This is a genomic window from Actinoallomurus sp. NPDC052274 (assembly GCF_040679475.1).
Classification (GTDB): domain Bacteria; phylum Actinomycetota; class Actinomycetes; order Streptosporangiales; family Streptosporangiaceae; genus Actinoallomurus; species Actinoallomurus liliacearum.
In genome coordinates this window covers 47,036-68,515 of the sequence record NZ_JBFAUT010000038.1, presented here as the reverse complement: position 1 = coordinate 68,515, position 21,480 = coordinate 47,036, and the positions used below count along the sequence as shown (strand labels likewise).

The window sequence follows — 21,480 nt, the reverse complement described above, 5'->3', positions numbered from 1 at the left end:
GGCGGCGGGCTCAGGAGAACCGGCGTGCCGGGCGGCGGGTCCAGGAGAGTCGGCGTGACGGGGAGCCGGCTCAGGAGAGCGGCCCGGCGGAGGGGTCCCAGTCGAGAGTGGCGGGGATCGCGCCCTCCATGGTGAGCAGCCAGCGCTTCACCTCGACGCCGGAGCCGCCGCTGTAGCCGCCGAGGCCGTCGGAGGCCACGACCCGGTGGCACGGCACGACGATCGGGATCGGGTTGGAGCCCATGATCGATCCGATGGCCCGCGCGGGCACGCCGGTGCCGCTGAGGTCCGCCAGCCCTCCGTACGTGACGGTCTCGCCGTAGGGGACGCCGGCGTACAGCTTCTCCAGCACCTCGCGCTGGGCGCCGGACGTGTGGCGCCAGTCGATCGGCAGGTCGAACGCGCGCAGCCCGTCCGCGAAGTAGGCGCTCAGCTGCTCCCGCACGGGGTCCGTCCGCGCCGGGTCGTCGATGAGGGGCAGCCCGGCACGCAGCAGCGCGCGGGCGCGGGGCGTGTCCCGGAAGGACAGCCCGCACAGGCCTTCCGCCGTGCAGGCGAAGGCCAGCCGGCCCAGCGGCGTCTCCAGTGCTCCGATCGCGACGTCCATCCTCCTTTCCTATCAACCGATGGGCACCGGACGCTCGCGAGAATCCGACATCGCGTCTCCGCCGAGACACCGGCCGGCCCGGCGGGTCGATCAATGTTGACGGCCGATCAACTACGGTGACGTCGTGACGGAGACGGCGGATGAGTGGATCGACGCGGCCCGGGCGGCCGAGCGCCTGGGCGTGAAGCCGGCGACGCTGTACGCCTATGTCAGCCGGGGCGTGCTGCGGCGGCGGCGCGCGCCGGACGGGCGGCGCAGCCTGTTCGACCCGGCCGAGATCGAGGAGCTGGCCCGCCGAGGACGGCCGCGACGGCCGCCCGGCGCGAGCGAGCTGGTGATCGAGTCACGGATCACCGCGCTCGGCGACGACCGTCCGTACTACCGGGGACGCGACGCCCTCGGCCTGGCCTCCTCCCACGCCTTCGAGGCCGTCGCGGAGTGGCTGTGGTCCGGCGCGGACGCCGCGCCGGACGGCCCGCGGTGGCGGTCGCGGCCGGAGGCGGTCGCGGTGGCGCGGGCGGCGCAGTCGGGGCTCCCGGAGGAGACACTGCCCCTGGACCGGCTCCAGGTGATCGCCGCCGCCCTCGCGGCGGCCGACCCGCTCCGTCTCGTCCTCGACCCGCCCGCCGTCATCGCCGTCGGCCGGCAGCTCATCGCCGGCATGGTCGACGCCCTGCCCGCGCTCGCCTCCGGCGGAGAGCCGCCGGAGGCGGTCGCCGCCCGAACGCCGCAGACGTCCCCGGAGCACCGTCCGGCGGAGATCGCGGCCCGGCTGTGGCCGCGTCTCACCTCGGAGGAGCCCCGGCCTCCGGCGATCCGGGCGCTCAACGCCGCGCTCGTCCTGCTGGCCGACCACGAACTGGCCGCCTCCACGCTCGCCGCCCGGGTCGCCGCCTCGGTCCGCGCCGATCCGTACGCCGTCGTGACCGCCGGGCTCGGCGCGGCCGGGGGCGGCCTGCACGGCGGCGCCTCGCTCGGCGCGGAGGCGCTGCTGGCCGAGATCGGGGCGCCCGGCCGCGCGGCCCGCGTGATCGGCGAACGCCTGCGCCGGGGCGAGCGGGTCCCCGGCTTCGGCGGTGTCGTCTACCAGGCCCGGGACGGCCGCGCCGGCTGCCTGCTCGACCTCGTGCGCGCAGCCGCGCCGGGCCACGAGCGGCTCGCCGTCGCCGAGGCGGTCCTGGCCGAGGCGCGGAGCCGCGGACTGCCCGGCGTGAACATCGACTTCGCGCTCGCGACGCTCGGCGCGGTGACGGGCATGGGCCGGGGAGCGGGGGAGGCGATCTTCGCCGTCGCCCGTACGGCCGGCTGGCTCGCGCACGCGCTGGAGGAGTACGCCCGGGGCACGCCGCTGCGCCCGCGCGCCATCTACACGGGTCCGCCGCACGGCCGGTGAGCAGGGCCGTCGCCGCCTGAGGCGGACCCGGGCCGGGACCCGCCGTGGGGGCGGGTACGCTCAAGACGTGCGACGGTTCTTCAGGCCCGGCTGGCTCGGGCTGCACTCGATCGCCATCGTGCTGATCGGCATCTTCATGCTGGCCGGCTGGTGGCAGCTGGAGCGCGCCCAGGGCGGCAATCTGCAAAGCTGGGCGTACGTCATCGAGTGGCCGATGTTCGCGATCTTCGTGGTCGCCATGTGGGTCCGGATGGTGCGGGACGAGCTGCGCGGCGAGACGAACGCCGACCCCGGGCCGGTGACCCCGCCGGGAGCCGCGCCGTCGCCCGTGATCGCTGACATCGACGACGAGGACGACGAGGAGCTGGCGGCCTACAACCGCCGCCTCGCCCGACTGAACGACGAGGCGGCGCGCCCCTGACGGCGCGGGCCTCACGGAGGGACGACCCTTGCAAGGAGCGGTGACCCGCTATCGCGTCATGGCGTACGTGACGGGCGTGCTGCTGATCGTGCTGTGCTTCGTCGCGGTGCCGCTGAAGCTGTTCGCGCACAACGGCGTGTTGTCCACCGCCGTGGGCATCCCGCACGGCATGATCTGCTACCCGCTGTACCTCCTGACCGCCTTCGACCTGTACCGCCGGGTCCGCTGGCCGCTGGGGAAGATGGTGCTGGTCGTGCTGGCGGGGATCATCCCGTTCCTGACCTTCTACGTCGAGCGGCGCGTGATCGCCGAGCTGCGCGAGCGGACCGCCCCCGCCCCGAGCGCCGACGCCACGGTCTGATCCGCGGACCGCGCCGGCGCCGAGCGTCGGCGCGATCCTGATCCACGATCACCTCTGGACCGTACGGCTTCGCGTCGTTATCTTTGACTGCGTCAATTTTAATGCTTGAGGTGGTCAATGAAGAGTGCCGTGCCGCCGGACCGGATCGACGCCGTCCGTGCTTTCAACCGCTTCTACACCTCGGTCATCGGCGTGCTGAACGAGGGGCTGGTCGAGACCTCGTACTCGCTCACCGAGGCCAGGGTCATCTTCGAACTGGCCCGTGGTGAGGCCCGCGAGGTCGCCGACCTGCGCCGGTCCCTCGACCTGGACGCCGGCTACCTGAGCCGGATACTGGCCCGCTTCGAGGCCGACGGGCTGATCGTCCGCGGCCGCGCCGAGGACGACGCCCGGCGGCAGCTCGCCCGGCTCACCGATCGCGGCCGCGAGGTGTTCCAGGAGCTGGACTCCCGGTCGGCGGCCCAGATCGAGCGTATCCTGGTCGGCCTCGCCGAGGACGGGCAGCGCCGGCTGCTCGGCGCCATGGCCGCCATCGAGGGGCTGCTGAGCGAGAGCCCCCGGCCCGACACCTACCTGCTGCGCCCGCTCGGCCCCGGCGACCTCGGCTGGGTCGTCCAGCGGCACGGAGCGCTGTATGCGGCCGAGTACGGATACAACGCGGCCTTCGAGACGCTCGTCGCCCGCGTCGTCGCCGACTACGCCGAGGGGCACGGGCCGGGCGACGACGCGTGGATCGCGGAGATCGACGGCCGGCCCGCCGGGGCGGTCTTCTGCGTACGGGAGAGCGAGCGCGTCGCGCGCCTGCGCCTCCTCCTGGTGGAGCCGTTCGCGCGCGGCCGGGGCGTGGGCGGCCGGCTCGTGGAGGAGTGTGTCAGGTTCGCCCGCCGCTCGGGGTACGAGGAGCTCGTGCTCTGGACCCACGACATTCTCGGGGAGGCCCGCCGCCTCTACGAGCGCGCCGGGTTCGAACTGGTCGAGGAGGAGCCGTCGGATGAGTTCGGGCCGCGGCTCAAGGAGCAGACCTGGCGCCTGAAGCTCTGAACAGGGCACTGGCCCGCGGCGTCGTATGGTCCGCCGCGGGCCAGTGGGACCGTTCGAGTCGAGAGGGTTTCAGGCGTCAGGTCATCCAGACTCCTTTCGCGCGTGCCGTGCCGGCGGATCGGGGCGCCGGGCCGACGGTGAGACTCGGGAACACCGCCGGCCCGGCCGGTGTGGCGCCGATGCCGTGGGGGCGTACCGCACCGGCGCCGGAGGACCTGGAGGGCCGGGTGCCGCACGCTCTCGCCCGGAACGAGTGGGGGGAAATCACCCGCCGGTGTCGTACGGTCATGCCGGCCCTCCTCGAATCGCAGACGATGGGCGGGGCCCGGAGTGTCCCCCGTGATTCCCATCACATGCCGTTGCGATCTCGTTACTGTGAGTACCCATTGACCATGCGGGCGTAAACACAGGTCAAGCGAGAAATCTGCGACCGGACCCACCGTGCAAAGATCACGTCACCGGCCCGCCGACCACGCTCGGTCGCCGGTGATCCGGGTCAGGCGCCGGCGGCCCGGTCGATGAGGCGCGCGCCGGCCTCGGCGACGTCCGCCGCCGTCCACTCCAGGCCGGGGGCGGCGACGGTGATCTCGGTCATCGCCACGCCCGGGACCTCCGTGTCCCGCCACCCACTGGCGAACCAGACCTTCTCCTCCTCGGCGAGCGCGAACGCCGCGTCCTCCAGTGCCCGGGCCGGGTACGGCAGCCACAGCCGGAACTGGTGCGTGTGCGGCGGCTCGGGGAACACCCGAGCGCCGGGCAACTCGGCCAGGGCGGCGGCGACCGTCCGCGCGTGCCGTACGTACGCCGGGACCCGCGGCAGTTCGCGGTCGAGACCGGCCATCGCGGCGAGTGCGGCGGGCCACTGCTGGAACAGCTGACCGCCGTGGCGGTGCCGCCACACCCGCGCGTACGAGGCGAGCTCCCGGCTCCCCGCGAGTGCCGCGCCGCTGATCCCGTCCAGCGTCTTGTAGAAGGAGACGTACGTGCTGTCGGCGAGGCCCGCGATCTCCGCGAACGAGTGCCCGAGGTACGGCGCCGACTCCCAGATCCGGGCCCCGTCCAGGTGCAGGCGCGCGCCGATGCCGGCGGTGGCCGCCGCCACGGCGGTCAGCTCCTCCCAGGTCGGCAGCACGAAGCCGGCGTCGCGGAGCGGCAGTTCGACGACGACGGTGGAGACCGGCTCGGCGAGCGCGCCGATCTCCTCGGCCGTCGGATTGCGCGGCGCGGTGGTCGGCCGGAGGGCGCGCAGGCCGCTCACCCAGGAGTAGGCGTACCGTTCGTGCAGTTCCTGATGGCCGAGGGGATGCAGCGCGACCGTCGGATTCCCCGTCCGGTCGGCGCCGTAGCGCAGCGCGATCTGCTGGGCCATCGTGCCGGTCGGGAAGAACACCGCGGCCTCCGTGCCCAGGAGCCCGGCGACGCGCTCCTCCAGCGCCGTCACCGGCCCGCCGTCGTAGAGGTCGGGCAGGGCGTCCAGGTCCTCGGCCGCCTGCATCTCGGCGAGCCGCTCCCGCATCGTCGCCGGCCGGGCTCCGGACAGGATCCGGTCGCAGCCGCGCATCGCGGCCTGGCGGCGGTGGCGCGTGTTCTCGGGCATCGGCGAATCGTCGCACAGCCCTCCGACGGGCCACCAGTCGATGCGCGTCCGTCGATATTTGACCGTTCGATCTAGATATGGCTAGGGTTTCGGCCGTGCAGGAGATCGGGAATGGCGATCTACCGGCCGCAATCGAAACTCGCGCTCTCGATGACGCGGCACTCAAGAGCGGAATGATCGATCCAAATAGCTCGAGGACCGCCTTCGCCGTGCTCGGGGCCGTCCAGCTCACGCTCATCGCCGCGATCACGGTGATCACGGTGGCGCTGCCGGCCATGCGGCGGAACCTCCACCTGGACGACGCCGGAACGGTGCTGGTCACGTCCGCGTACGGCGTGGCGTTCGGCGGACTGCTGCTGCCGGGCGGGCAGCTGGCGGACTCCGTCGGGCGGAGGAGGATCTTCGTCGTCGGCGCGGCCGTCTTCGGCCTCGGCTCGGCGGCGGCCGGCCTGGCCCCGGACGCGGGGAGCATGGTGGCCGCCCGGTTCGCCCAGGGGGCCGGCGCCGCGCTGACGGCGCCGGCGGCGATGGCGCTGGCGGGCGCGCTGTTCCCCGACCCGCGTCGACGGGGCCGGGCGATGGCGGTCTGGGGCGTGCTGAGCAGCGCCGGGGCGACCGCGGGCACCGTGCTGTCCGGAGTGGTGATCACCTGGGTGTCGTGGCGCTGGGCCCTCCTGGCGCCGGTGGTCGTCGCGGCCGTCGCCGTCGCCGCGGCACCGGGACTGTTCCCCGCCGACCGGCCGGCCTGCGGGAACCGGATCGACTGGTCCGGAGCGGTACTCGCGACGACGGGCCTCGCCGCGCTGATCTACGGCCTGCAGCGCTCCGGCCGGGTTGCCTTCGGCGGTGTCCTGCTGATCCTCCTGTTCGGCCTGGCCGAGCGGCGTGCCGCGGCCCCGCTGACGCCCCTGCCGTTCGTGGCCCGGCGCCTGCTGCCCCTGGCGGCCGTCACGCTCTGCGCCGCGGCGATGGCCGCGGCGTTCTTCATGCTGTCCCTTCACCTTCAGCAGGTACGCGGCCTGTCCCCACTGCGGACGTCGGCGGTCTTCCTGCTGTCCACCCCGGCCCTCCTCGCCGCCGGCCCGCTCACCGGACGGCTCATCGCCCGGCTGGGGGAGCGGCGCGTCCTGGCGGCCGGACCGGCCGTCGCGGCGACCGGGCTCGGCCTGCTCAGCCTCCTCGACGCGCCGTACGCCGGGCTCCTCGTCTTCCCCCTCGGCGCCGGCATGACCTTCTCCGCCGCTCTGCTGACCGCGCTGCACGGGGTGGGGGACGACCGGACCGGACTGGCCGGCGGCCTGGTCAACACGGCGATGGAGATCGGCCCGCCCCTCGGCCTGGCCGTGCTGATCCCCGTCGCCGCCGCCCACTCCCCGGACGCCTCGAGCGGCTACGCGTTCGCCCTGCGCGTCGCCGCGGCCGCACTGGCGGCCATTGCCGTGTGCGCGGCACTGCCGCGCCGTACCCGATGAGAGAAGGAGAAAGAATGTCCGCACGTTTCACCCGCAAGGTGGCCCTCGTCACCGGCGGCGGTTCCGGCATCGGCCGGGCGACCGCGCTGGCGTTCGCCCGCGAAGGCGCCACCGTCGTGGTCGCCGGGCGGAACGCCGAGGCGCTCGACCGGACCGTGGCACTGATCGAGGACGAAGGCGGCCGGGCGGACGCGGTGCCGACCGACGTGTCCTCCTCCGAGGACGTGGCCCGGCTCGTCCGGACCGCCGTGGCACGCCATGGCGGCCTGCACATCGCGTTCAACAACGCGGGCGTCGTCGAGGCCGGGCCGCTCGCGGACCTGGACGAGGCCGCCTGGGACCGTCAGCTCGCCGTCAACCTGACCGGCGTCTTCCTCTGCATGAAACACGAGATCGCCCACATGCGCGCCAACGGCGGTGGCGTGATCGTCAACACCGCGTCCAACGTGGGCGCCCACCGGCGCCTGCCGTTCCTCGGCGCGTACGCGGCCTCGAAGGCCGCGGTGAGCACGCTGACCCGCGCGGCGGCGAAGGAGTACATCGGCGACGGCGTCCGTATCAACGCGATCAGCCCCGGCCCGATCGAGACCCCGATGTCCCTGCGGCCCGGCGAGACCGAGGCCGACCGCGCCGAACGGCTGAAGGACGAGTCGCCGATCGGCCGGGTCGGCACCCTAGCCGAGGCCGCCGCCGCGGTCCTCTACCTGGCCTCGCCCGACGCGGCCTTCACGGTCGGCCACGACCTCGTCCTCGACGGCGGGGCCAGCGCCTGACCGGAATTCTTCCTCGCGTCTCCGCCCCGGAGACCTCCGATCCGACCGGCGCGTGGATCCCGCTACGGCGGGGCACGCGCCGGTCGGTGGGGCGAGGCCGTCACCCGCCCGCCCGCGCGCGACCGCGACCGCGACCGCCGTGCCGTACGGGTCGCGCGCTCGGCTCACCCCGCCGCCGCGGGTCCGGGCCGGCGCGGGTCGAGTTCGAGCTCCAGCTCATGACGGATCGGGATGCCGTCCAGGCCGGTCGCCGGGATCGACGGCTTCAGCGCTCGCGACCGGGCCACGGCGTCGCGGTGCAGGACGGCGAGGTCGAAGCCGTACCGCTGGTAGAAGCGCAGCGCCCGCAGGTTGTCATTGGTCGTGACGAGCCACAGCCGTACGGCGTCCGCGGCGCGAGCCGCCGCGGCCACGGCGTCGACCAGCGCGGTGCCCACGCCCGTCCCCTGCCGTACGGAGTCCAGGGTGACGAGCTCGCACTCCCGTCCGTCGGGGCGGTACGTGACGACCCCGGCCCGCACGCCATCGAGGTGGGCGACGAAGCCGGGCAGCGCGGTCGTGTCGTGCGCGACGCCCCGGCTGACCGAGACCACCCCTCCCCACCGCTCGGTGAACAGCTCGCGCATCCAGGGGAGGTCCTCGGGGCTCAGCGGCCGCACGACCGGCCGGAGCGTCGCGTCATAAGCAGAAGGCATCATGGCCCCATCCTGGCGCGAACCGTCCCGAGTCGGGCGCCGCCAAGATCCGTTGAATGGGACAATGCGGATATGACCCACGTCTCCGTCACCCGGCTTCTGCGCAGCACCGTCGCCGCCGTCCTCACCCTGCTGTTCGGCGTCGGCCTGGCGGCGTTCGGCGTCCTCTTCGCCGTGACCGAGGCCCCGGGCGGCGCTCGCGACCTTCGCGCCTACGAGGCGGCGGCGCGCTGCCCGGCGCCTCCGTCCGCGCCCGCCGACTGCCGATGGACGCAGGAGTTCACCGTGTCCGGCGGCAGGCTGCCCAACAGTCGGCGTCAGCCGAACCGCCTGGTCCTGAACGGCGCGGACGGCACCAGGCGGGAGACGTCCTACGACTCCGGCGGCCCCGTCTTCGAGAAGGGCGAGCGGGTCACCGGCACCGTCTGGCGCGGCCTGCTGACCGAGATCTCGTCCGGGGAGTTCTCCCAGAAGACCTATGACTTTCCGGCCGACATGCGCGCGCGGGCGCTGATCTCCGCGCTGATCACGGTTCCCAGCGGCCTGGTGATGACCGCCGCGTGCGCCTGGCGACTGGGGCGCCGCGCCGTCCCGGACCCGACGCCGGGCATGGTCGCCACACTGGGTCTGGCCGTCGGGCTGTTCTTCGCCGGGCTCTTCTCCCCGCTCTTCGTCGGCGGTAGCGGGGACGACCCCTGGCTGGTGGCGGCCGTCTGGCTGCCCATCGCCGCCGTCCTGACCGTCGTGGCCCGCGTGTACGTCACCCGGAAACGCGCCGCGGACACCGTGACCGGTGAGGACGCGCACGGCGTCACGCCCGCCGGCCGACCGTGAGGACCGCGGACCAGTGGCGGGTCAGCCGCCCGTCCGGGCGCGCGGCGAGGAGACGGCGCACCTCCCGGTAGAGGTGCTCGCGCTTGGCGGGCTCCATGGCGATGTGGTCCGAGAAGGTGCCGAGGAGGGCGATGTACTCCTCGGCGGTGTAGCGCCGGGCCCAGACGTGGCGCCGTGTCCCGGCGACCGTGAAGTGCCCGGAGGCCTCGAACTCGGCGGCGGTGGGCTCGGGCCGGTCTCCGGGCGGTGGCGGCGGCCAGGGCGAGCCGTCGCCCTCGCCGAGCTCGTCGTAGACCCGCTGGATCTCGGTGAAGAACGGGTCGAAGCCCGCCGGGAAGGCGTGCCCGGCATCCCACACGGCCAGGTGACCGCCTCGGGGGAGGAGGGCGGCGGCCTTGGCGTACTTGATGTCCGGGTCCACCCATTTCCACGCGGTGGCCGCGTAGACGAGGTCGAAGCGGGCACCCGGCGGCGGCCGCCACTCCTCGAACGACGAGGTGATCACCGAGCCGTCCGGAAACGTCGCGAGGCGGCGCCGCGCCTCCGCCGCCAGAGCGGCACCGAGCTCGATCGCGGTGATCGAGAAGCCCAGGCGCGCCAGCGGCAGGGTGGCCTTCCCCGGCCCGCAGCCGACCTCCAGGAGGCGCGCGGGCGGCCGGAGTCCGGTCATCGCCAGCAGGTCGGCGTACAGGTCGGCCGGGTAGTCGGGACGCGCGGTCTGATAGCGAGAGGCTACGCGATCGAAGGTCTCTCGCAGCCGGCGATCGGTCATGTGAAGAGTCTGACAGCCCGGGCGTGAGGCGATGCGACCTCGAGATCACGCGCCGCCACCATGGCCGGTCTCGAGATCGCCGACCACGACCGCGTCGCGGGCCATCACACCCCGGAAGACCAGCCCGACGCGATCGCCGCGAACATCGCCGCCTGGCTGGACAAGCACGATCTGCGCGCCGGCCACCTCGCCCGAGACGTCGCGGTCGCATGAACCGGCGGGATCCTCACCGCTTCGACCGGCGAGCCGGCACCGGTGAGGATTCCGTGGTCGACGAGGGATCAGAGCGTCTTGACGGTGCCGCCGTCGATGACGTGGTCCGCGCCGGTGATATTGCCGGCGACGTCGGAGAGCAGGAAGGCGATCAGAGCCGCCACCTCGCGGGGCTCGGTGATGCGTCCCGTGGTGATGCCGAACGCCTCGGGGATCTGCTGCAGGAACGCCGCGTGCTCGGCGCCGACGGCGGCGGCGACCTTGCCGCCGAAGCCGTCCGGGTCCTCCCAGATCGCGGTGCGGACCACTCCGGGCGAGACGGTGTTGACCCGGACGCCCTGCGGTCCGAACTCCTCGGCCAGCGACTTGCCCACCGCGGCCAGGGCGGCTTTGGCGGCGCTGTAGGCGACCGGGCCGGCGGCGGGCAGTCGGGAGTTGATGGACGAGACGTTGACGATGGAGCCCCGGCGCTCGATGAGGCTGGGGAGCGCGGCGCGGCTGACGCGGACCGCGGCGAGCAGGTTGAGATCGAGTACCCCGTTCCACTGCGCGTCATCGGTGCCGAGGAATCCCGTGAGCTGCACGGCGTCTCCGCCGCCGGCGTTGTTCACCAGCAGGTCGATGCCGCCCAGTTCGGCCAGGGCGCCGTCGATGAGCGTGGTCGCTCCGGCGGCGGTGCTCAGGTCGACCGAGATGGGAACCGCCCCGGTCTCCTTCAGCTCGGGCGTGATGGTGCGCGCGGCTCCCACGACCCGTACGCCCTCGTCGATCAGCGTCCGCACGGTGGCCAGCCCGATGCCCCGGCTGGCGCCGGTGACGACGGCCGTCTTGGAGGTGAGGTTCAGTTCCATTGGGACTCCACTTATTTACCTGTAGGTACAAAATGAGGGCATCCGTCGGCTCGGGCGGTCACCTTGGGCGGCGGGGGTCGGAGGGGTTACAGAGAGTCGATCACCGCGTCGATCACGCGAGACAGGCGGTCGGGCCCCTCGGCGACACGCGCCATCAGCCGTAGCCCCACCACCGTGTTCACGAGCAGGCTGCCGAGCGCGTGCGCGTCGCGGTCGGTGGCGATCTCTCCGGAGCGCTGTCCCTCTTCGATCAGCGCCCGGAAGGCGTCCTCCGTACGGTCGAGCATGCGTCGCACGAGCTCGGTGGCCGCCTCGTCGGTCCCCGCGAGCTCCGCGGCCGTGTTCACGGCCATGCAGCCACGGCGATCAGGGTCGGCCAGATCCATCTCGGTCAGCAATCTCAGCACCTTGCGCAGCCGGCTCTTGACGGGCCCGGGCTCCTCGAGCATCTCGATGAGGAGCGCCGCCTGGCTGTCCCGGTAACGCCGGAGTGCCTGCTGGAACAACGCCTGTTTGCTGCCGAAGGCGTTGTAGAGGCTGCCCTTGCCGATGCCCAGGGCGTCGACCAGGTCCTGCGGGGTGGTGGCGGCGTAACCCTTGCGCCAGAACACCTGCATGGCCTGCTCGACGGCGACCTGTGGATCGAACTGCCTCGGCCTTCCCATGTCTGAACCATAGCACGTTTTGTACCTTGAGGTAAATAATGCGCTCTGGCGATCACCTGGCCGGTCGCTCGGCCCCCTCCCGGTGCGTCTCCGTCGTCCGTTCGGGCGTCCACGCGCTGAGGATGCGCAGGGCGTCGTCCGATGGGGAGCCCGGCTCGGCGGTGAGGACCATGAGGCGCTGCCCCGAACCGTCGGGGCTGCTCCACGTGTCACAGTCGAGGTTGAGATCACCGACCAGCCGGTGGCGGTAGTGCTTGGTGCCGTAGCCCGCGCTGTTGACACGGTGCTCGGCCCACCAGGTGCGGAAGTCGGCGTCCTGGACGGACAGTTCGCCGACGAGCCGGGCGAGCTCGGGATCGTCGGGGTCCGCGGCGGCCTCCATGCGCAGCGCGGCCACGGCGTCGCGGGCGTCGTGCTCCCAGTCCCGGTGCATCTCACGGATGGTCGAGTCGGTGAACAGCAGGAGCAGGTAGTTGCGCCGGCTCGCCGGGACCAGCGAGAAGTCGGTGTACAGGGCGGCGGCGCCGGAGTTCCAGTCCAGGATGTCCAGCCGTCTGCCCAAGATGATGGCGGGGGTGCCGGTGAGCTGGTCGAGCAGGCGTCGCATGGGGGGCCGTACGCGCTGCGCGGGCCGCCGCCGGCGCGGCCGGGCGTCGGCCTTGCCCGCGAGCTCGTACAGGTATCTCTGCTGGTCGTCGTCGAGGCGCAGCGTACGGGCGAGGGTGGCGAGCACCGACGCGGACGCCCGGACCCGGCCCTGCTCCAGCCGCGTGTAGTAGTCGACGCTGATCGCCGCGAGCTGGGCGACCTCCTCGCGGCGGAGCCCCGCGACCTTGCGACGGGAGTCGGTACCCGGCAGGCCGAAGTCCGCCGGCGCCAGCTGTGCCCGGCGAGCCTTCAGGAACGCGCCGAGTTCGCTGCGATCAGGTGCGGGAGTCATGCCCTCCATTGTCACGCCGACGGCGCGGATCTGAGAGGGCACGTTCTTTCCCAGGCAAGAACGCGCCTCTTTCGCGCACCCCGGATCGGGCCGACCGTGGAGACATGCCCGGCATGGCCCCGGGCCGGGAGCCCGCCACTCGGTGCGGTCCCCTGAGACAACGAAACGGAGAATCCCCGTGGCGAAGATCGACGTCACCTTCGACAGCGCCGGCATCCCCCTCGCCGGTCACCTCTACCTCCCCGACGTCCCGGCGGAGCGCCCACGTCCGGCGATCGTCGTCGGCCACCCCGGCACCGGTGTCAAGGAGCAGACCGCCGGCCTGTACGCGCGGCGGCTGGCGGAAGAAGGCTTCGTCACGCTCGCCTTCGACGCGGCCTACCAGGGCGAGAGCGGCGGCGAACCCCGCGGCCTGGAGGACCCCGCCCACCGCGTCGAGGACCTCAAGGCCGCAGTCTCCTTCCTCACCACCCGCCGCGGAGTCGACGCGGAACGCATCGGCGCACTCGGCATCTGCGCCTCGGGCGGCTACGCGCTCCCCGCCACGGCGGGCGATCACCGCATCAAGGCCGTCGCCACGGTCAGCGCGGTCGACATCGCCCGCCAGTTCCGCCTGGGGGCCGACGGGGCACAGGACCCGGCCGTCTTCCAGCGCATGCTGGACGCCGCCGCCCGCGCGCGGACCGCTGAGGCCCGTGGCGAGGAGCCGCCGGTCCTGACCCTGTTCCCCGACACCGCCGAGCAGGCCCGCGCGCTCGGCGGAGAGCACGGCTTCGAGGGCTTCGAGTACTACCGCACCCCGCGAGGCCGGCACCCTCGCTCGGCGAGCTCCCTGACCTGGTCCAGCATCGACAGGATGGCGACCTTCGACGCTTTCGCCGCGGTCCCGCTGATCGCACCGCGGCCGCTGCTCATGGTCGTCGGCACCCGCGCCGTCACCTCGTGGATGAGCGTCGAGGCGTTCCAGCGCGCCGGCGGCCCCAAGGAGATCCACTGGATCGACGGCGCCGGCCATGTCGACCTGTACGACCGGAAGCAGTACGTCGACCCCGCCGTCGAGAGGCTCGCCGGTTTCTTCGCGGAGAACCTGGGCGAGTGAAGCGGCCTCGCGGGAGGACTACGCCGGTGCGGCGGCCTGGCGGAGATGGCGACTGACATCGCCGACGAGGGTGATGCGGACCCGGCGCTCCAGGAATCGCCACTGATCGTCGCGGCGCTCGAAGCGGTCCTGGTATCGGCCGGCGGCGATGGGCCGCAGCGGCAGATCGGGTAGTGCCTGCAACACGGTGACGTACGATCGCGCGGTCGCGGTCCCGGCCTCTTCGTCGACCTCAATGGCGAGGTTGGTGGTGACGTGCTGGGTCCGCGGCGTGCCGTCGTCGTAGACGATCACCGTCTCCCGGAACATCTTCTCGACCTCGCCGCGGCCGCTCACCGGCGCCGCGCTCCCCACGAAGGTGGCGCCGGCGAACAGCGCGTCCAGCCCGGCGAAGTCCCCGTCGTCCACGAGCTCGGCGTAGCGGGCGATCAGGTTCTCGATCGCCCGGTGACTCGGCGGGGGATCAGCGGGCATGGTCGGCCTCCAAGGCGAGCAGAACGATCCTCAGTATCGCCGGTGATGACAGCCGGCGTCTGAAGGCGCCGTCGGCGCCGCGCCGAGCCGGCACCCAGGACGGCTCCGGCCCGCCGCCCACCGTGTACCGAATGCTCGGCGACCGCAGTCCAGGACGACGGCAAAACCCCCATATCGGCACCACGGGTGAGGCTTTTCCCGAGCATTCGGCACGAGCCCCACACGACCACGACCCAGGTCAGGTCGATGCGGTGTCCCAGATCGGAGGTCTTCGCTCGCTGACCGCGCGCGGCTTCTGCGGCGAAGCGCATAAGGGCGCGGGTGGATTCTGTGCATCCACCCGCGCCCTCGGTGTTGCACCGGTTGTGGACCGGAGCCCAGGCGGTTACGTGGGCCGCACCCTCGCGACCGCGAAGATGTTCTGCCCGAAGCGGAGGGGCAGCCGGTCGAACCGGCGGCTCAGCGGCACGACCAGGCGGTCGTACAGCCTCACCAGCCGGGGATCGGCGAAGTCGGCCGTGCGGCCGACCATGACCCGGTTGAACAGCCCGCCAAGGATGTTGATGGGCCGGCAGACCTCCACCTCCAGACCGGCGAGCCGAAGCCTCTCGTTCAGGCTCTCCGGCGTGTAGCGCACCTGGCGGCCGGCCCGGTCGCGGTCGAAGGCGCTGTAGAGATTCGGGTAGCCGGCCTCCCAGACGATGAACCGGCCGCCCGGCACGGTGACCTTGGTCAAGGCATTGAGGGCCTCGACGTCGTCCTCCAGGTACCCCAGGACGTTGACCAGGAGCACCGTGTCGACCGGCGCGATGTCGAGTCGCTCCGGCAGTTCCACGCGGAGCACCTCGGCGTCCTCGAAGCGTCGCCGCAGGTGCTCGACCCAGCTCTGGGCCCGGTCGCTCAGCACCAGGCGCTGGAGCTTGGCGCCCACCAGCTCGATGAGCCGCGCGGACACCTCTCCCGTCTGCTCGCCGGGTACGAACAGCGAGCCGCCGACATACGGTGCGGCCATCGCCGCCTGGTAGGCGCGGTACCGATCGGCGTCCCCGCTGGGCTTCCAGAACGGGACCAGCTCGGGGGCGAGGTGACCGTCACCGTCGCCGGCGGTCGGCTTGACGGGTTCCCTCTTCACGAAGAACGGGCGGAGAGAGTCCCGTAACGACTTTCGGGTCATTTCGTCCTCCATCTTGTTTAGGTGCGGCCCCGGTCGTGTACACCGGTCGGCCGCACGGCTTCACCTCCTACAGTTCCGGCTGCGGGCCGTACCTCAAGTGCCGGGCGGACCGAACCAGCGGTGTGTCCTCCTCGGCCCTGGTCACCGCGGCATTCGCGCTCGCGGTGTGGCTCCGCTTGACCTTGACACAGTGACAAGGTCTTCACTGTGGCCGAGGAGGTGGTCCCGATGGCCATGCCGAGAGAGGACACGAACACGATGCGAGCTCTCCAGGGGCTGGAGAACGGCAGTTCGTCGGTGCGGTTGCAGGCCGCGATGGCGGTCGGCACGGCCCCAGACCCGAGGTTCGTCGACAAGCTCATCGAACGATGCGCGATCGAGCCTGAATTCTTCGTGCGCGAGATGCTCACGTGGGCACTCACCCGCCACTCATCATCAACGACGGTTCCGAAGCTCATCGCCGAGCTCCGCTCGGAGGGTGCGCAGGCACGAAGCCAGGCGCTGCACACGCTGTCCAAGATCGGGGATCGGCGGGCGTGGCCGGCGATCACCCGGGCGCTTCTGACCGACGCCGACGACGAGGTGGCGCGGAGCGCGTGGCGAGCAGCGGTCGTACTCGTGCCCGAAGGGGAAGAATCCGAGTTGGCCGGAGTGCTGGCGACCCAGTTCGGGCGCGGCGAGCGTGAGACGCAGCTGAGCCTCAGCCGGGCGCTGATCTCGCTCGGTGAGGTGATGATGCCGACCCTGCGCGCCGCGATGACGGATCGCGACCCTCGCGTGCGCCGGCACGCGATCGCCACGGAACGGCTGTTGCGCGACCCGGATGCCGGCTTCGAGTCCGCGATCGAGGAGGCGAAGCGCCTCGTAGCCCTCGGTGGGACCGGCCAGGAGGGACGGTAGACGGTGTTGATCGGTGATGTGGCACGACGGTCCGGGGTCAGCGCCCGCATGCTCAGGCACTACGAGTCGCTCGGCCTGGTGCGGCCGATGGGTCGTACCGAGGCCGGCTATCGAGCGTATTCCGGCGAGGACATCCGGCGGATCTTCCATATCGAGAGCCTGCGGTCATTGGGGCTGTCGCTGCGTGAGATCGGGTGCGCGCTGGATGATCCCGGCTTCAAGCCCTCGGAGCTCATCGACGACCTCATCCGCCAGACGCGAGAACGCATCGCGAATGAGACGGAGCTGCTCACGCGACTCCGTCGGATCGATGCCGCGGAACCCGCCGGCTGGGAGGACGTCCTCCAGATCGTCGCACTCCTCCAGGCCTTGGGGTCGGAGAACGCCGGGAAGCGCCAGCGAGCGGCCTTGTCCTCGGTCGAAGAGGCTCCGGTGCCGGTGGAGGCTCTGGTCGAGGCGGCGTTGAGCGAGACGGACCCGAACGTCGCCGGAGCCCTTCGCTGGGCCCTGGCGCAATCGGGCGATCGTGGATCGGCGCTGCTGGCGGAGGGCCTCGGCTCACCGGCAGCCGAGGTCCGGAAACGCGCCGTCCAGTCCATCGCCGAGATTCCGAACGGTGCGGCGACCGCACTGCTGCGCGACGCCCTCACGAACTCCGACATCGCGGTCCGCAGGTACGCGGCTCTGTCGCTCGGGGCGCGTGGAGTGGCCGACGCGGTCCCGACGCTCATCGACATGATCGTCGAGGGCACGAACGACGCCGACGCGGCCGACGCGCTGAGCGCGCTGGCGAGTGATCCCGCGTTGGCGGATCAGATCGCCACCGGGCTCGTCGACCGCCTCGCCCACGGCGCCGTCGAATCATCCGCACGCCGGCGGCTGACAGAGGCGCTCGCGGACATCCCGGGGACCACGACGTCACGTGCCCTCGCGGATCTGTCACATGACGACGACCGTGCCGTCGCGCTCACCGCGACCTACATTCTCACGCTGCGCGACGTACGAGAAGGGCAGTGACGACCCGCGGCGAAACGGGCCTTACCAGGAGAGCGGCTGACGCTAGGCGGCGTTGAGCGCATGCAGGAGGTGCCGTTCGTCGTGGTCGGAAAGTCCCGCGCGGCGTGGCCGTTCCGGATCTCTGGTCAGCTCCCACGCGAGGGTGTCCGCGAGCGTCTCGGCGAGCGGCCGCGAGACCAGACCCGCGGCTCTGGCCGTACTGCCGTCTCGGGAACCGAAACCGGCGTACTCCGGCAGAGGCAGCCACAGAGGCAGGGACCGTTCGCCCATCCACGGCGCGACGTCGTGGGCGAGCAGCCACTTCTGGTCGACCGCCGCGACCGAGCCGTGGTGGTCGGCCACCTGACGGGCCACCGCCAGGTGCTCGGGCAGGGAGAGTGTCTCGCCGACGACGTTGAAGACCCCGCTCACGCCGCCCTCGCCGGCGTCGATGAGCCACGTCGCCACATCGCGAACGTCGATCACCTGCGTCATCAGGTCAGGCGCGTCGGGCACCAGCACACTGCCATCGTCGGCGGCCGGTCGGGCGAACCGCAGCGGCCAGTAGCCCGTACGGTCGGAGGTGTCACCTGGACCGCCGATGAGCCCGACGCGGGCGATGAGTGAGCGGTCAGGACCGAAAGCGTTCGACACGTGTCGCTCGCACGCGACCTTCGCCTCCCCGTACGTTTCCATGGTCTCCATGACGTCCCCGGCGAGCGCTGGGAGCAGGGCGGCGCTCTCATCGTCTCCGGGTCTGGAGCCATCGGCGTACACGCTCACCGACGAGACGAAGAGGAACGATCCGGCGCAGCCGGCGAGAGCCGCGGTCGCGCGCCCGACCTGCCCCGGTTGACGGGACACGTCGACCACCACATCCCACTCGGCGCGGGAGACCTCGTCGTAAGCATCGGGGTCGTCTCGGTCGGCACGCTTGAACTCCGCGCCGCGCGGAACGGCCCCGGACTCACCACGAGCCATGCAGGTGACATGGTGTCCGCGTTCCACTGCCATCGTCGCGATGTGGACGCCGAGCCAGGCCGTGCCGCCGAGAACGAGAAGTCGCATGCGGACAGTGGAATCCATCCCGCAGAGTCCTCGAAAGGCGCTTCGCCCACGGCGTAGCCGTCCATTCCGGACGAACCTGCCGGCGGCAGCACGCGATGAGCTGCGGTCCGGCATGTTACCTGTGCGCGTCGCCCGTGGAGCCGAGACCGGTGTGGTCGGGAGCCCTTGCCGTGATGACGAAGGATCGCTAGGCGGGGGAGGCGTGCGCGGCGGGGAGCTCGGCGAAGGTCTCTTCGACCAATTTCGTCAAGGCGTCGCGGCCGTCATCGCCGGGCCGCTGTTGATGGTCGGGCTGGGCGCCGGGCTGTCGTTCGGCGTGGGTGACGGGGCGGCGATGAGCCTCGTCGAACCCGAGCGAGCCGGGATGGCCACCGGGCTCCTCCACAGCATGCGCATCGGCAGCGAAGCCATCGTCATCGCCCGTGTACGGCGCCGTCCTGGTCAGCCTGATCAGCACTCGCGTCGGCTCCCAGGAACTGGCCGCCAAGGTCGCTGCGGGAGACCTGACCGGCGACGACGCCGCCGTGCTGGCCGCTGGGTTCACCTACGCCTTGCACATCGCGCTGTACGGAACGGCCGCCGTGTGCCTTCTCGGCACGGTGGCCATCGCCGCCGCACCGGCCCGGCCGCGCCGAGACATCACCGAGAGCGTCGGGCAGCTCGTGCCGGTCGGTCATGAGCAGGCATGACCGCTGGTTGCGCCGGGAAGGCGTCGGCATCCCGCGATCGCGCCAGTACGGTAATACGGATCGGCAGTGAGAGGATAAGCTTCGCGAGTACCGCGAGTGGGGCCTTCCAGAGATGGGCGTCCAGATACTGGATGAACTCCTCGCCGGCCGCGGCCGCCACAGCGAGTCCCACATATGGCTGGACACCCACCACGCATTCGGAGTCACCCCGACATGTTTCACCGAATTCGCCAAGCGCGACGCCAAGGCACTCCTCGGCCGGCGCACCGAAGAAAGCACCCTGTGAACGACGACCGGAATGCGAAGGTGACACGATGAGCCGCCTCATCGTTCAGATGCAGATGTCGGTCGACGGCTGCGTGAGCAGCGACGTCCCCCGATCACGGTGGCAGCTGTGGGACTGGGGACCGGACTGGCCCTGGACACCCGATGCCCGCGCGCGGTTCAACGAGCTGTTCGCGTCCGCTTCAGGGATCTTGCTCAGCCGGCCGATGGTCAGCGAAGGGTACCTGGACCATTGGCGACGCACTGCCCAACAGCATCCGAACGACCCCGACTACGCATTCGCGGCACGCATCGGCCAGCTCCCGAAGGTCGTCGTCACCCACCGCGAGCCGGCCACCGCATGGCCGGGCACGACGGTGATCACTGGAGACTTCGCCGAGGCGGTGCGGCGGGCCAAAGACTCTGTCGACGGCGACCTCATCTGCTTCGGCGGCGCCGGCTTCGCCACCGCGCTGCTCGACCACGGCCTGGTCGACGAGCTGCAGCTCTACATCAATCCCGGCATCGCCGGTCACGGCGCACAGATCTTCAGCGATGCCCTCGCAGCCGACCGCCTCACTCTCCTCGACGCGACCTCCACCGACTGCGGAATCCTCATCACCCGCTGGCTGCCTGCGGCAGGTCGACAGAGCCGTTAGCTGGACAGGCACCAACGGGGCTGTCCGTTCCGGATGAACCTGTCGGCGGCAGTACGCGATGAGCTGCGGTCCGACAAGTGGTTGTTCACTTCGAACTGACGAATTATGTAGCGTGAGGCGGTGAAGAACATCGCGCCGTCCGAGGGTTCTGCTGGGATGACGGCACTCTTACCCGATGAGACCGAGCCGGAGCGACCCCGTAGGCGCCGGCACCCGAATGCCCGTCTCGACCGTCCCTGGTCGGTCAGCCTCCCGTAAATCGATGCGTGGAAGAGTTGGGGTCGCCATGAGGGAATCGACCGAGGTCATGCGTTTGGCGGACCACTTCCGGAACGCGCCTTCGGTCTTTACCTCGTCTCCGCTGTACCGTTCGTTGTGCATGAGCGCGGCCGATGACCGCGATCTTCTCGAGATTCTGACGGAGCGTCGGGCGGGGCAACAGCCGTCATACCTGCTCCTAGGCGCCGTGCACTACCTTTTGCTACGTGGCGTACGGCATCGGCTACGTGATTTCTATCCTTCTCTGGTCGGCTCCGCGGCTGCGGACCCGAACGACGCCGGGCCGGTGTTCCTCGATTTCTGTCGGGTCCACCGAGCGGAGTTGCGCCGGCTGGTCCGCGAACGCCTGGTCCAGACGAACGTGGTGAAGCGATCTGTCGCTCTGAAGATCGCCATGTCCGTGATCGCGGATCGATGTGACCGGCCCGTGCATTTGATCGAGGTGGGCGCGAGCGCCGGCGTTCACCTCCTCTTCGACCGTTACCGCTACGTCATCAGCGGCCGGACGTCCGGGCCCGCGGACGCCGACGTGACCATCGAGACGAAGTGGCTTGGCTCGGACCTGCCTCCCGCTTACGACCGTTGCCCACCGATCGCCGGCAGAACCGGCGTCGACATCAACCCCGTGGACGTCACGGACCCCGACGAGCGGCTCTGGCTCAGAGCACTGGTATGGCCCGAGAACCAGCAGGAGGCCGACCTGCTCTCCGCGGCGTTCCATCAATTGATCGAATATCCGGTCGACGTCATCGCCGGCGATGCGATCGACATCTGCCCGAGTCTCGGAAGACGGCTGCCTCCGGGCGAGCCACGTGTCGTGTTCCATGCCGCGACGCGAATGCACGTCCCACCGGCGCAGCGCGCGGAATTCGACAGTGCGATCGATTCCATCGGTGAGCATGGGCCGCTGTTTCACGTCTGGCAAGAACCTTCGACCGCGCCTCCTCGTGGGTCCGGCACCGATGTTCCCGAGGCCCTGGCCATGCACGGACCGGACGGCATTGATCCCATCCCTCTGATACAGGTCGACGGCCACCTCGAGTGGATAGCACCCCTGACGGTCGAGGTTCGGTGAATCCGGCAGGCCGCGGGTTCTGCTGTCCAGTTAACGGATTCCTCTCTGCTCGCAGCGGCTTGACACAGAGAGGCGCCGAGAACCGTACCGTCCCGCCAGCGCGCCGCGGGCGGAGCCAGACTCGGAGTCGATCGTTTCAGCCGGTCAACGGGCAGGCGTCGGCCGGCG

General features: G+C 71.4%; 26 protein-coding genes. 15 read left to right on the top strand and 11 right to left on the bottom strand.

Features of this window, described 5'->3' with window-relative positions; all coding sequences use genetic code 11:
- Positions 1 to 70: 70 nt before the first annotated feature.
- Positions 71 to 607, bottom strand: a complete 537-nt coding sequence (locus AB0K82_RS28335) for a methylated-DNA--[protein]-cysteine S-methyltransferase (RefSeq protein WP_364402637.1) — start codon at positions 605 to 607, stop codon at positions 71 to 73.
- A gap of 124 nt (positions 608 to 731) precedes the next feature.
- On the opposite strand from AB0K82_RS28335, the gene AB0K82_RS28330 reads away from it, so the two are divergent.
- The 4 genes from AB0K82_RS28330 (at position 732) to AB0K82_RS28315 (ending at position 3,823) form a co-directional block, all read left to right on the top strand.
- Positions 732 to 2,000, top strand: coding sequence for a citrate/2-methylcitrate synthase (locus tag AB0K82_RS28330; protein ID WP_364402635.1), 1,269 nt, complete (start codon positions 732 to 734; stop codon positions 1,998 to 2,000).
- A 67-nt stretch (positions 2,001 to 2,067) separates the two neighbouring features.
- Positions 2,068 to 2,421: a hypothetical protein gene (locus tag AB0K82_RS28325; RefSeq protein WP_364402632.1), complete on the top strand. Its 354-nt coding sequence runs from the start codon at positions 2,068 to 2,070 to the stop codon at positions 2,419 to 2,421.
- Positions 2,422 to 2,461: 40 nt separating this feature from the next.
- Positions 2,462 to 2,782: a DUF3817 domain-containing protein gene (locus AB0K82_RS28320; protein ID WP_364402629.1), complete on the top strand. Its 321-nt coding sequence runs from the start codon at positions 2,462 to 2,464 to the stop codon at positions 2,780 to 2,782.
- A 117-nt stretch (positions 2,783 to 2,899) separates the two neighbouring features.
- On the top strand, positions 2,900 to 3,823 hold the full coding sequence (locus AB0K82_RS28315; RefSeq protein WP_364402627.1) for a GNAT family N-acetyltransferase: 924 nt from the start codon (positions 2,900 to 2,902) through the stop codon (positions 3,821 to 3,823).
- A 496-nt stretch (positions 3,824 to 4,319) separates the two neighbouring features.
- Here the strand turns inward: AB0K82_RS28315 and AB0K82_RS28310 are convergent, their stop codons facing one another.
- Positions 4,320 to 5,420, bottom strand: coding sequence for a beta-eliminating lyase-related protein (locus tag AB0K82_RS28310; RefSeq protein WP_364402624.1), 1,101 nt, complete (start codon positions 5,418 to 5,420; stop codon positions 4,320 to 4,322).
- Between the two features lie 173 nt (positions 5,421 to 5,593).
- Here AB0K82_RS28310 and AB0K82_RS28305 point away from each other — a divergent pair, with 173 nt between their 5' ends.
- On the top strand, positions 5,594 to 6,892 hold the full coding sequence (locus AB0K82_RS28305) for an MFS transporter (RefSeq protein WP_364402621.1): 1,299 nt from the start codon (positions 5,594 to 5,596) through the stop codon (positions 6,890 to 6,892).
- 14 nt (positions 6,893 to 6,906) lie between these two features.
- Entirely contained in the window at positions 6,907 to 7,665 is a 759-nt protein-coding gene (locus AB0K82_RS28300; protein ID WP_364402619.1) for a glucose 1-dehydrogenase, read from the top strand.
- 164 nt (positions 7,666 to 7,829) lie between these two features.
- On the opposite strand, the gene AB0K82_RS28295 is transcribed toward AB0K82_RS28300, so the two are convergent.
- Positions 7,830 to 8,363, bottom strand: coding sequence for a GNAT family N-acetyltransferase (locus AB0K82_RS28295; RefSeq protein ID WP_364402618.1), 534 nt, complete (start codon positions 8,361 to 8,363; stop codon positions 7,830 to 7,832).
- 69 nt (positions 8,364 to 8,432) lie between these two features.
- Between AB0K82_RS28295 and AB0K82_RS28290 the strand changes: the two genes are divergently transcribed.
- Positions 8,433 to 9,194, top strand: coding sequence for a hypothetical protein (locus AB0K82_RS28290; RefSeq protein WP_364402616.1), 762 nt, complete (start codon positions 8,433 to 8,435; stop codon positions 9,192 to 9,194).
- Here AB0K82_RS28290 and AB0K82_RS28285 read toward each other — a convergent pair.
- Positions 9,172 to 9,966, bottom strand: coding sequence for a methyltransferase domain-containing protein (locus AB0K82_RS28285; protein WP_364402614.1), 795 nt, complete (start codon positions 9,964 to 9,966; stop codon positions 9,172 to 9,174). The two genes, AB0K82_RS28290 and AB0K82_RS28285, sit on opposite strands and share 23 nt — an antisense overlap.
- A gap of 60 nt (positions 9,967 to 10,026) precedes the next feature.
- On the opposite strand from AB0K82_RS28285, the gene AB0K82_RS28280 reads away from it, so the two are divergent.
- Complete coding sequence (locus tag AB0K82_RS28280; RefSeq protein WP_364402612.1) at positions 10,027 to 10,179, top strand: hypothetical protein; 153 nt, start codon at positions 10,027 to 10,029, stop codon at positions 10,177 to 10,179.
- Positions 10,180 to 10,247: 68 nt separating this feature from the next.
- Here AB0K82_RS28280 and AB0K82_RS28275 read toward each other — a convergent pair whose 3' ends face one another.
- The 3 genes from AB0K82_RS28275 to AB0K82_RS28265 form a co-directional block, all read right to left on the bottom strand.
- Positions 10,248 to 11,030 carry an oxidoreductase gene (locus AB0K82_RS28275; protein ID WP_364402610.1) on the bottom strand — a complete coding sequence of 261 codons (783 nt, stop codon included), beginning with the start codon at positions 11,028 to 11,030 and terminating at the stop codon, positions 10,248 to 10,250.
- An 86-nt stretch (positions 11,031 to 11,116) separates the two neighbouring features.
- Entirely contained in the window at positions 11,117 to 11,695 is a 579-nt protein-coding gene (locus AB0K82_RS28270; protein ID WP_364402608.1) for a TetR/AcrR family transcriptional regulator, read from the bottom strand.
- A gap of 52 nt (positions 11,696 to 11,747) precedes the next feature.
- Positions 11,748 to 12,635: a helix-turn-helix domain-containing protein gene (locus AB0K82_RS28265; protein ID WP_364402606.1), complete on the bottom strand. Its 888-nt coding sequence runs from the start codon at positions 12,633 to 12,635 to the stop codon at positions 11,748 to 11,750.
- A gap of 178 nt (positions 12,636 to 12,813) precedes the next feature.
- Here AB0K82_RS28265 and AB0K82_RS28260 point away from each other — a divergent pair, with 178 nt between their 5' ends.
- Positions 12,814 to 13,734, top strand: coding sequence for an alpha/beta hydrolase (locus tag AB0K82_RS28260; RefSeq protein WP_364402604.1), 921 nt, complete (start codon positions 12,814 to 12,816; stop codon positions 13,732 to 13,734).
- 18 nt (positions 13,735 to 13,752) lie between these two features.
- On the opposite strand, the gene AB0K82_RS28255 is transcribed toward AB0K82_RS28260, so the two are convergent.
- Positions 13,753 to 14,208 carry a nuclear transport factor 2 family protein gene (locus tag AB0K82_RS28255; protein ID WP_364402602.1) on the bottom strand — a complete coding sequence of 152 codons (456 nt, stop codon included), beginning with the start codon at positions 14,206 to 14,208 and terminating at the stop codon, positions 13,753 to 13,755.
- A gap of 385 nt (positions 14,209 to 14,593) precedes the next feature.
- On the bottom strand, positions 14,594 to 15,382 hold the full coding sequence (locus tag AB0K82_RS28250) for a methyltransferase domain-containing protein (protein WP_364402600.1): 789 nt from the start codon (positions 15,380 to 15,382) through the stop codon (positions 14,594 to 14,596).
- A gap of 228 nt (positions 15,383 to 15,610) precedes the next feature.
- Here AB0K82_RS28250 and AB0K82_RS28245 point away from each other — a divergent pair, with 228 nt between their 5' ends.
- Positions 15,611 to 16,282 (top strand): HEAT repeat domain-containing protein, encoded by a 672-nt coding sequence (locus AB0K82_RS28245; protein WP_364402598.1) that lies wholly within the window; start codon positions 15,611 to 15,613, stop codon positions 16,280 to 16,282.
- A 3-nt stretch (positions 16,283 to 16,285) separates the two neighbouring features.
- Complete coding sequence (locus AB0K82_RS28240) at positions 16,286 to 17,299, top strand: HEAT repeat domain-containing protein (protein ID WP_364402596.1); 1,014 nt, start codon at positions 16,286 to 16,288, stop codon at positions 17,297 to 17,299.
- Between the two features lie 42 nt (positions 17,300 to 17,341).
- Here AB0K82_RS28240 and AB0K82_RS28235 read toward each other — a convergent pair whose 3' ends face one another.
- On the bottom strand, positions 17,342 to 18,346 hold the full coding sequence (locus tag AB0K82_RS28235; protein WP_364402594.1) for an NAD-dependent epimerase/dehydratase family protein: 1,005 nt from the start codon (positions 18,344 to 18,346) through the stop codon (positions 17,342 to 17,344).
- Between the two features lie 187 nt (positions 18,347 to 18,533).
- Positions 18,534 to 18,731 (bottom strand): hypothetical protein, encoded by a 198-nt coding sequence (locus AB0K82_RS28230; RefSeq protein WP_364402592.1) that lies wholly within the window; start codon positions 18,729 to 18,731, stop codon positions 18,534 to 18,536.
- Positions 18,732 to 18,768: 37 nt separating this feature from the next.
- On the opposite strand from AB0K82_RS28230, the gene AB0K82_RS28225 reads away from it, so the two are divergent.
- The 4 genes from AB0K82_RS28225 to AB0K82_RS28210 all read left to right on the top strand — a co-directional run bounded on the left by AB0K82_RS28225 (position 18,769) and on the right by AB0K82_RS28210 (position 21,312).
- Positions 18,769 to 19,035, top strand: coding sequence for a hypothetical protein (locus tag AB0K82_RS28225; protein WP_364402590.1), 267 nt, complete (start codon positions 18,769 to 18,771; stop codon positions 19,033 to 19,035).
- A gap of 112 nt (positions 19,036 to 19,147) precedes the next feature.
- Complete coding sequence (locus AB0K82_RS28220) at positions 19,148 to 19,321, top strand: hypothetical protein (protein ID WP_364402588.1); 174 nt, start codon at positions 19,148 to 19,150, stop codon at positions 19,319 to 19,321.
- 28 nt (positions 19,322 to 19,349) lie between these two features.
- Complete coding sequence (locus tag AB0K82_RS28215) at positions 19,350 to 19,958, top strand: dihydrofolate reductase family protein (protein WP_364402586.1); 609 nt, start codon at positions 19,350 to 19,352, stop codon at positions 19,956 to 19,958.
- Positions 19,959 to 20,133: 175 nt separating this feature from the next.
- Positions 20,134 to 21,312 (top strand): DUF2332 domain-containing protein, encoded by a 1,179-nt coding sequence (locus AB0K82_RS28210; RefSeq protein ID WP_364402584.1) that lies wholly within the window; start codon positions 20,134 to 20,136, stop codon positions 21,310 to 21,312.
- Positions 21,313 to 21,480: the final 168 nt, after the last annotated feature.

Excerpts from the sequence above, each read along its gene's own strand:
- AB0K82_RS28310 (WP_364402624.1), bottom strand. The coding sequence starts at position 5,420 with ATGCCCGAGAACACGCGCCACCGCCGCCAGGCCGCGATGCGCGGCTGC.
- AB0K82_RS28255 (WP_364402602.1), bottom strand. The coding sequence starts at position 14,208 with ATGCCCGCTGATCCCCCGCCGAGTCACCGGGCGATCGAGAACCTGATC.
- AB0K82_RS28295 (WP_364402618.1), bottom strand. The coding sequence starts at position 8,363 with ATGATGCCTTCTGCTTATGACGCGACGCTCCGGCCGGTCGTGCGGCCG.
- AB0K82_RS28275 (WP_364402610.1), bottom strand. The coding sequence starts at position 11,030 with ATGGAACTGAACCTCACCTCCAAGACGGCCGTCGTCACCGGCGCCAGC.
- AB0K82_RS28285 (WP_364402614.1), bottom strand. The coding sequence starts at position 9,966 with ATGACCGATCGCCGGCTGCGAGAGACCTTCGATCGCGTAGCCTCTCGC.
- AB0K82_RS28290 (WP_364402616.1), top strand. The coding sequence starts at position 8,433 with ATGACCCACGTCTCCGTCACCCGGCTTCTGCGCAGCACCGTCGCCGCC.
- AB0K82_RS28210 (WP_364402584.1), top strand. The coding sequence starts at position 20,134 with ATGAGACCGAGCCGGAGCGACCCCGTAGGCGCCGGCACCCGAATGCCC.
- AB0K82_RS28235 (WP_364402594.1), bottom strand. The coding sequence starts at position 18,346 with ATGCGACTTCTCGTTCTCGGCGGCACGGCCTGGCTCGGCGTCCACATC.
- AB0K82_RS28250 (WP_364402600.1), bottom strand. The coding sequence starts at position 15,382 with ATGACCCGAAAGTCGTTACGGGACTCTCTCCGCCCGTTCTTCGTGAAG.
- AB0K82_RS28270 (WP_364402608.1), bottom strand. The coding sequence starts at position 11,695 with ATGGGAAGGCCGAGGCAGTTCGATCCACAGGTCGCCGTCGAGCAGGCC.
- AB0K82_RS28265 (WP_364402606.1), bottom strand. The coding sequence starts at position 12,635 with ATGACTCCCGCACCTGATCGCAGCGAACTCGGCGCGTTCCTGAAGGCT.
- AB0K82_RS28315 (WP_364402627.1), top strand. The coding sequence starts at position 2,900 with ATGAAGAGTGCCGTGCCGCCGGACCGGATCGACGCCGTCCGTGCTTTC.
- AB0K82_RS28280 (WP_364402612.1), top strand. The coding sequence starts at position 10,027 with ATGGCCGGTCTCGAGATCGCCGACCACGACCGCGTCGCGGGCCATCAC.
- AB0K82_RS28220 (WP_364402588.1), top strand. The coding sequence starts at position 19,148 with ATGGGCGTCCAGATACTGGATGAACTCCTCGCCGGCCGCGGCCGCCAC.
- AB0K82_RS28335 (WP_364402637.1), bottom strand. The coding sequence starts at position 607 with ATGGACGTCGCGATCGGAGCACTGGAGACGCCGCTGGGCCGGCTGGCC.
- AB0K82_RS28305 (WP_364402621.1), top strand. The coding sequence starts at position 5,594 with ATGATCGATCCAAATAGCTCGAGGACCGCCTTCGCCGTGCTCGGGGCC.
- AB0K82_RS28245 (WP_364402598.1), top strand. The coding sequence starts at position 15,611 with ATGGCCATGCCGAGAGAGGACACGAACACGATGCGAGCTCTCCAGGGG.
- AB0K82_RS28215 (WP_364402586.1), top strand. The coding sequence starts at position 19,350 with ATGAGCCGCCTCATCGTTCAGATGCAGATGTCGGTCGACGGCTGCGTG.
- AB0K82_RS28300 (WP_364402619.1), top strand. The coding sequence starts at position 6,907 with ATGTCCGCACGTTTCACCCGCAAGGTGGCCCTCGTCACCGGCGGCGGT.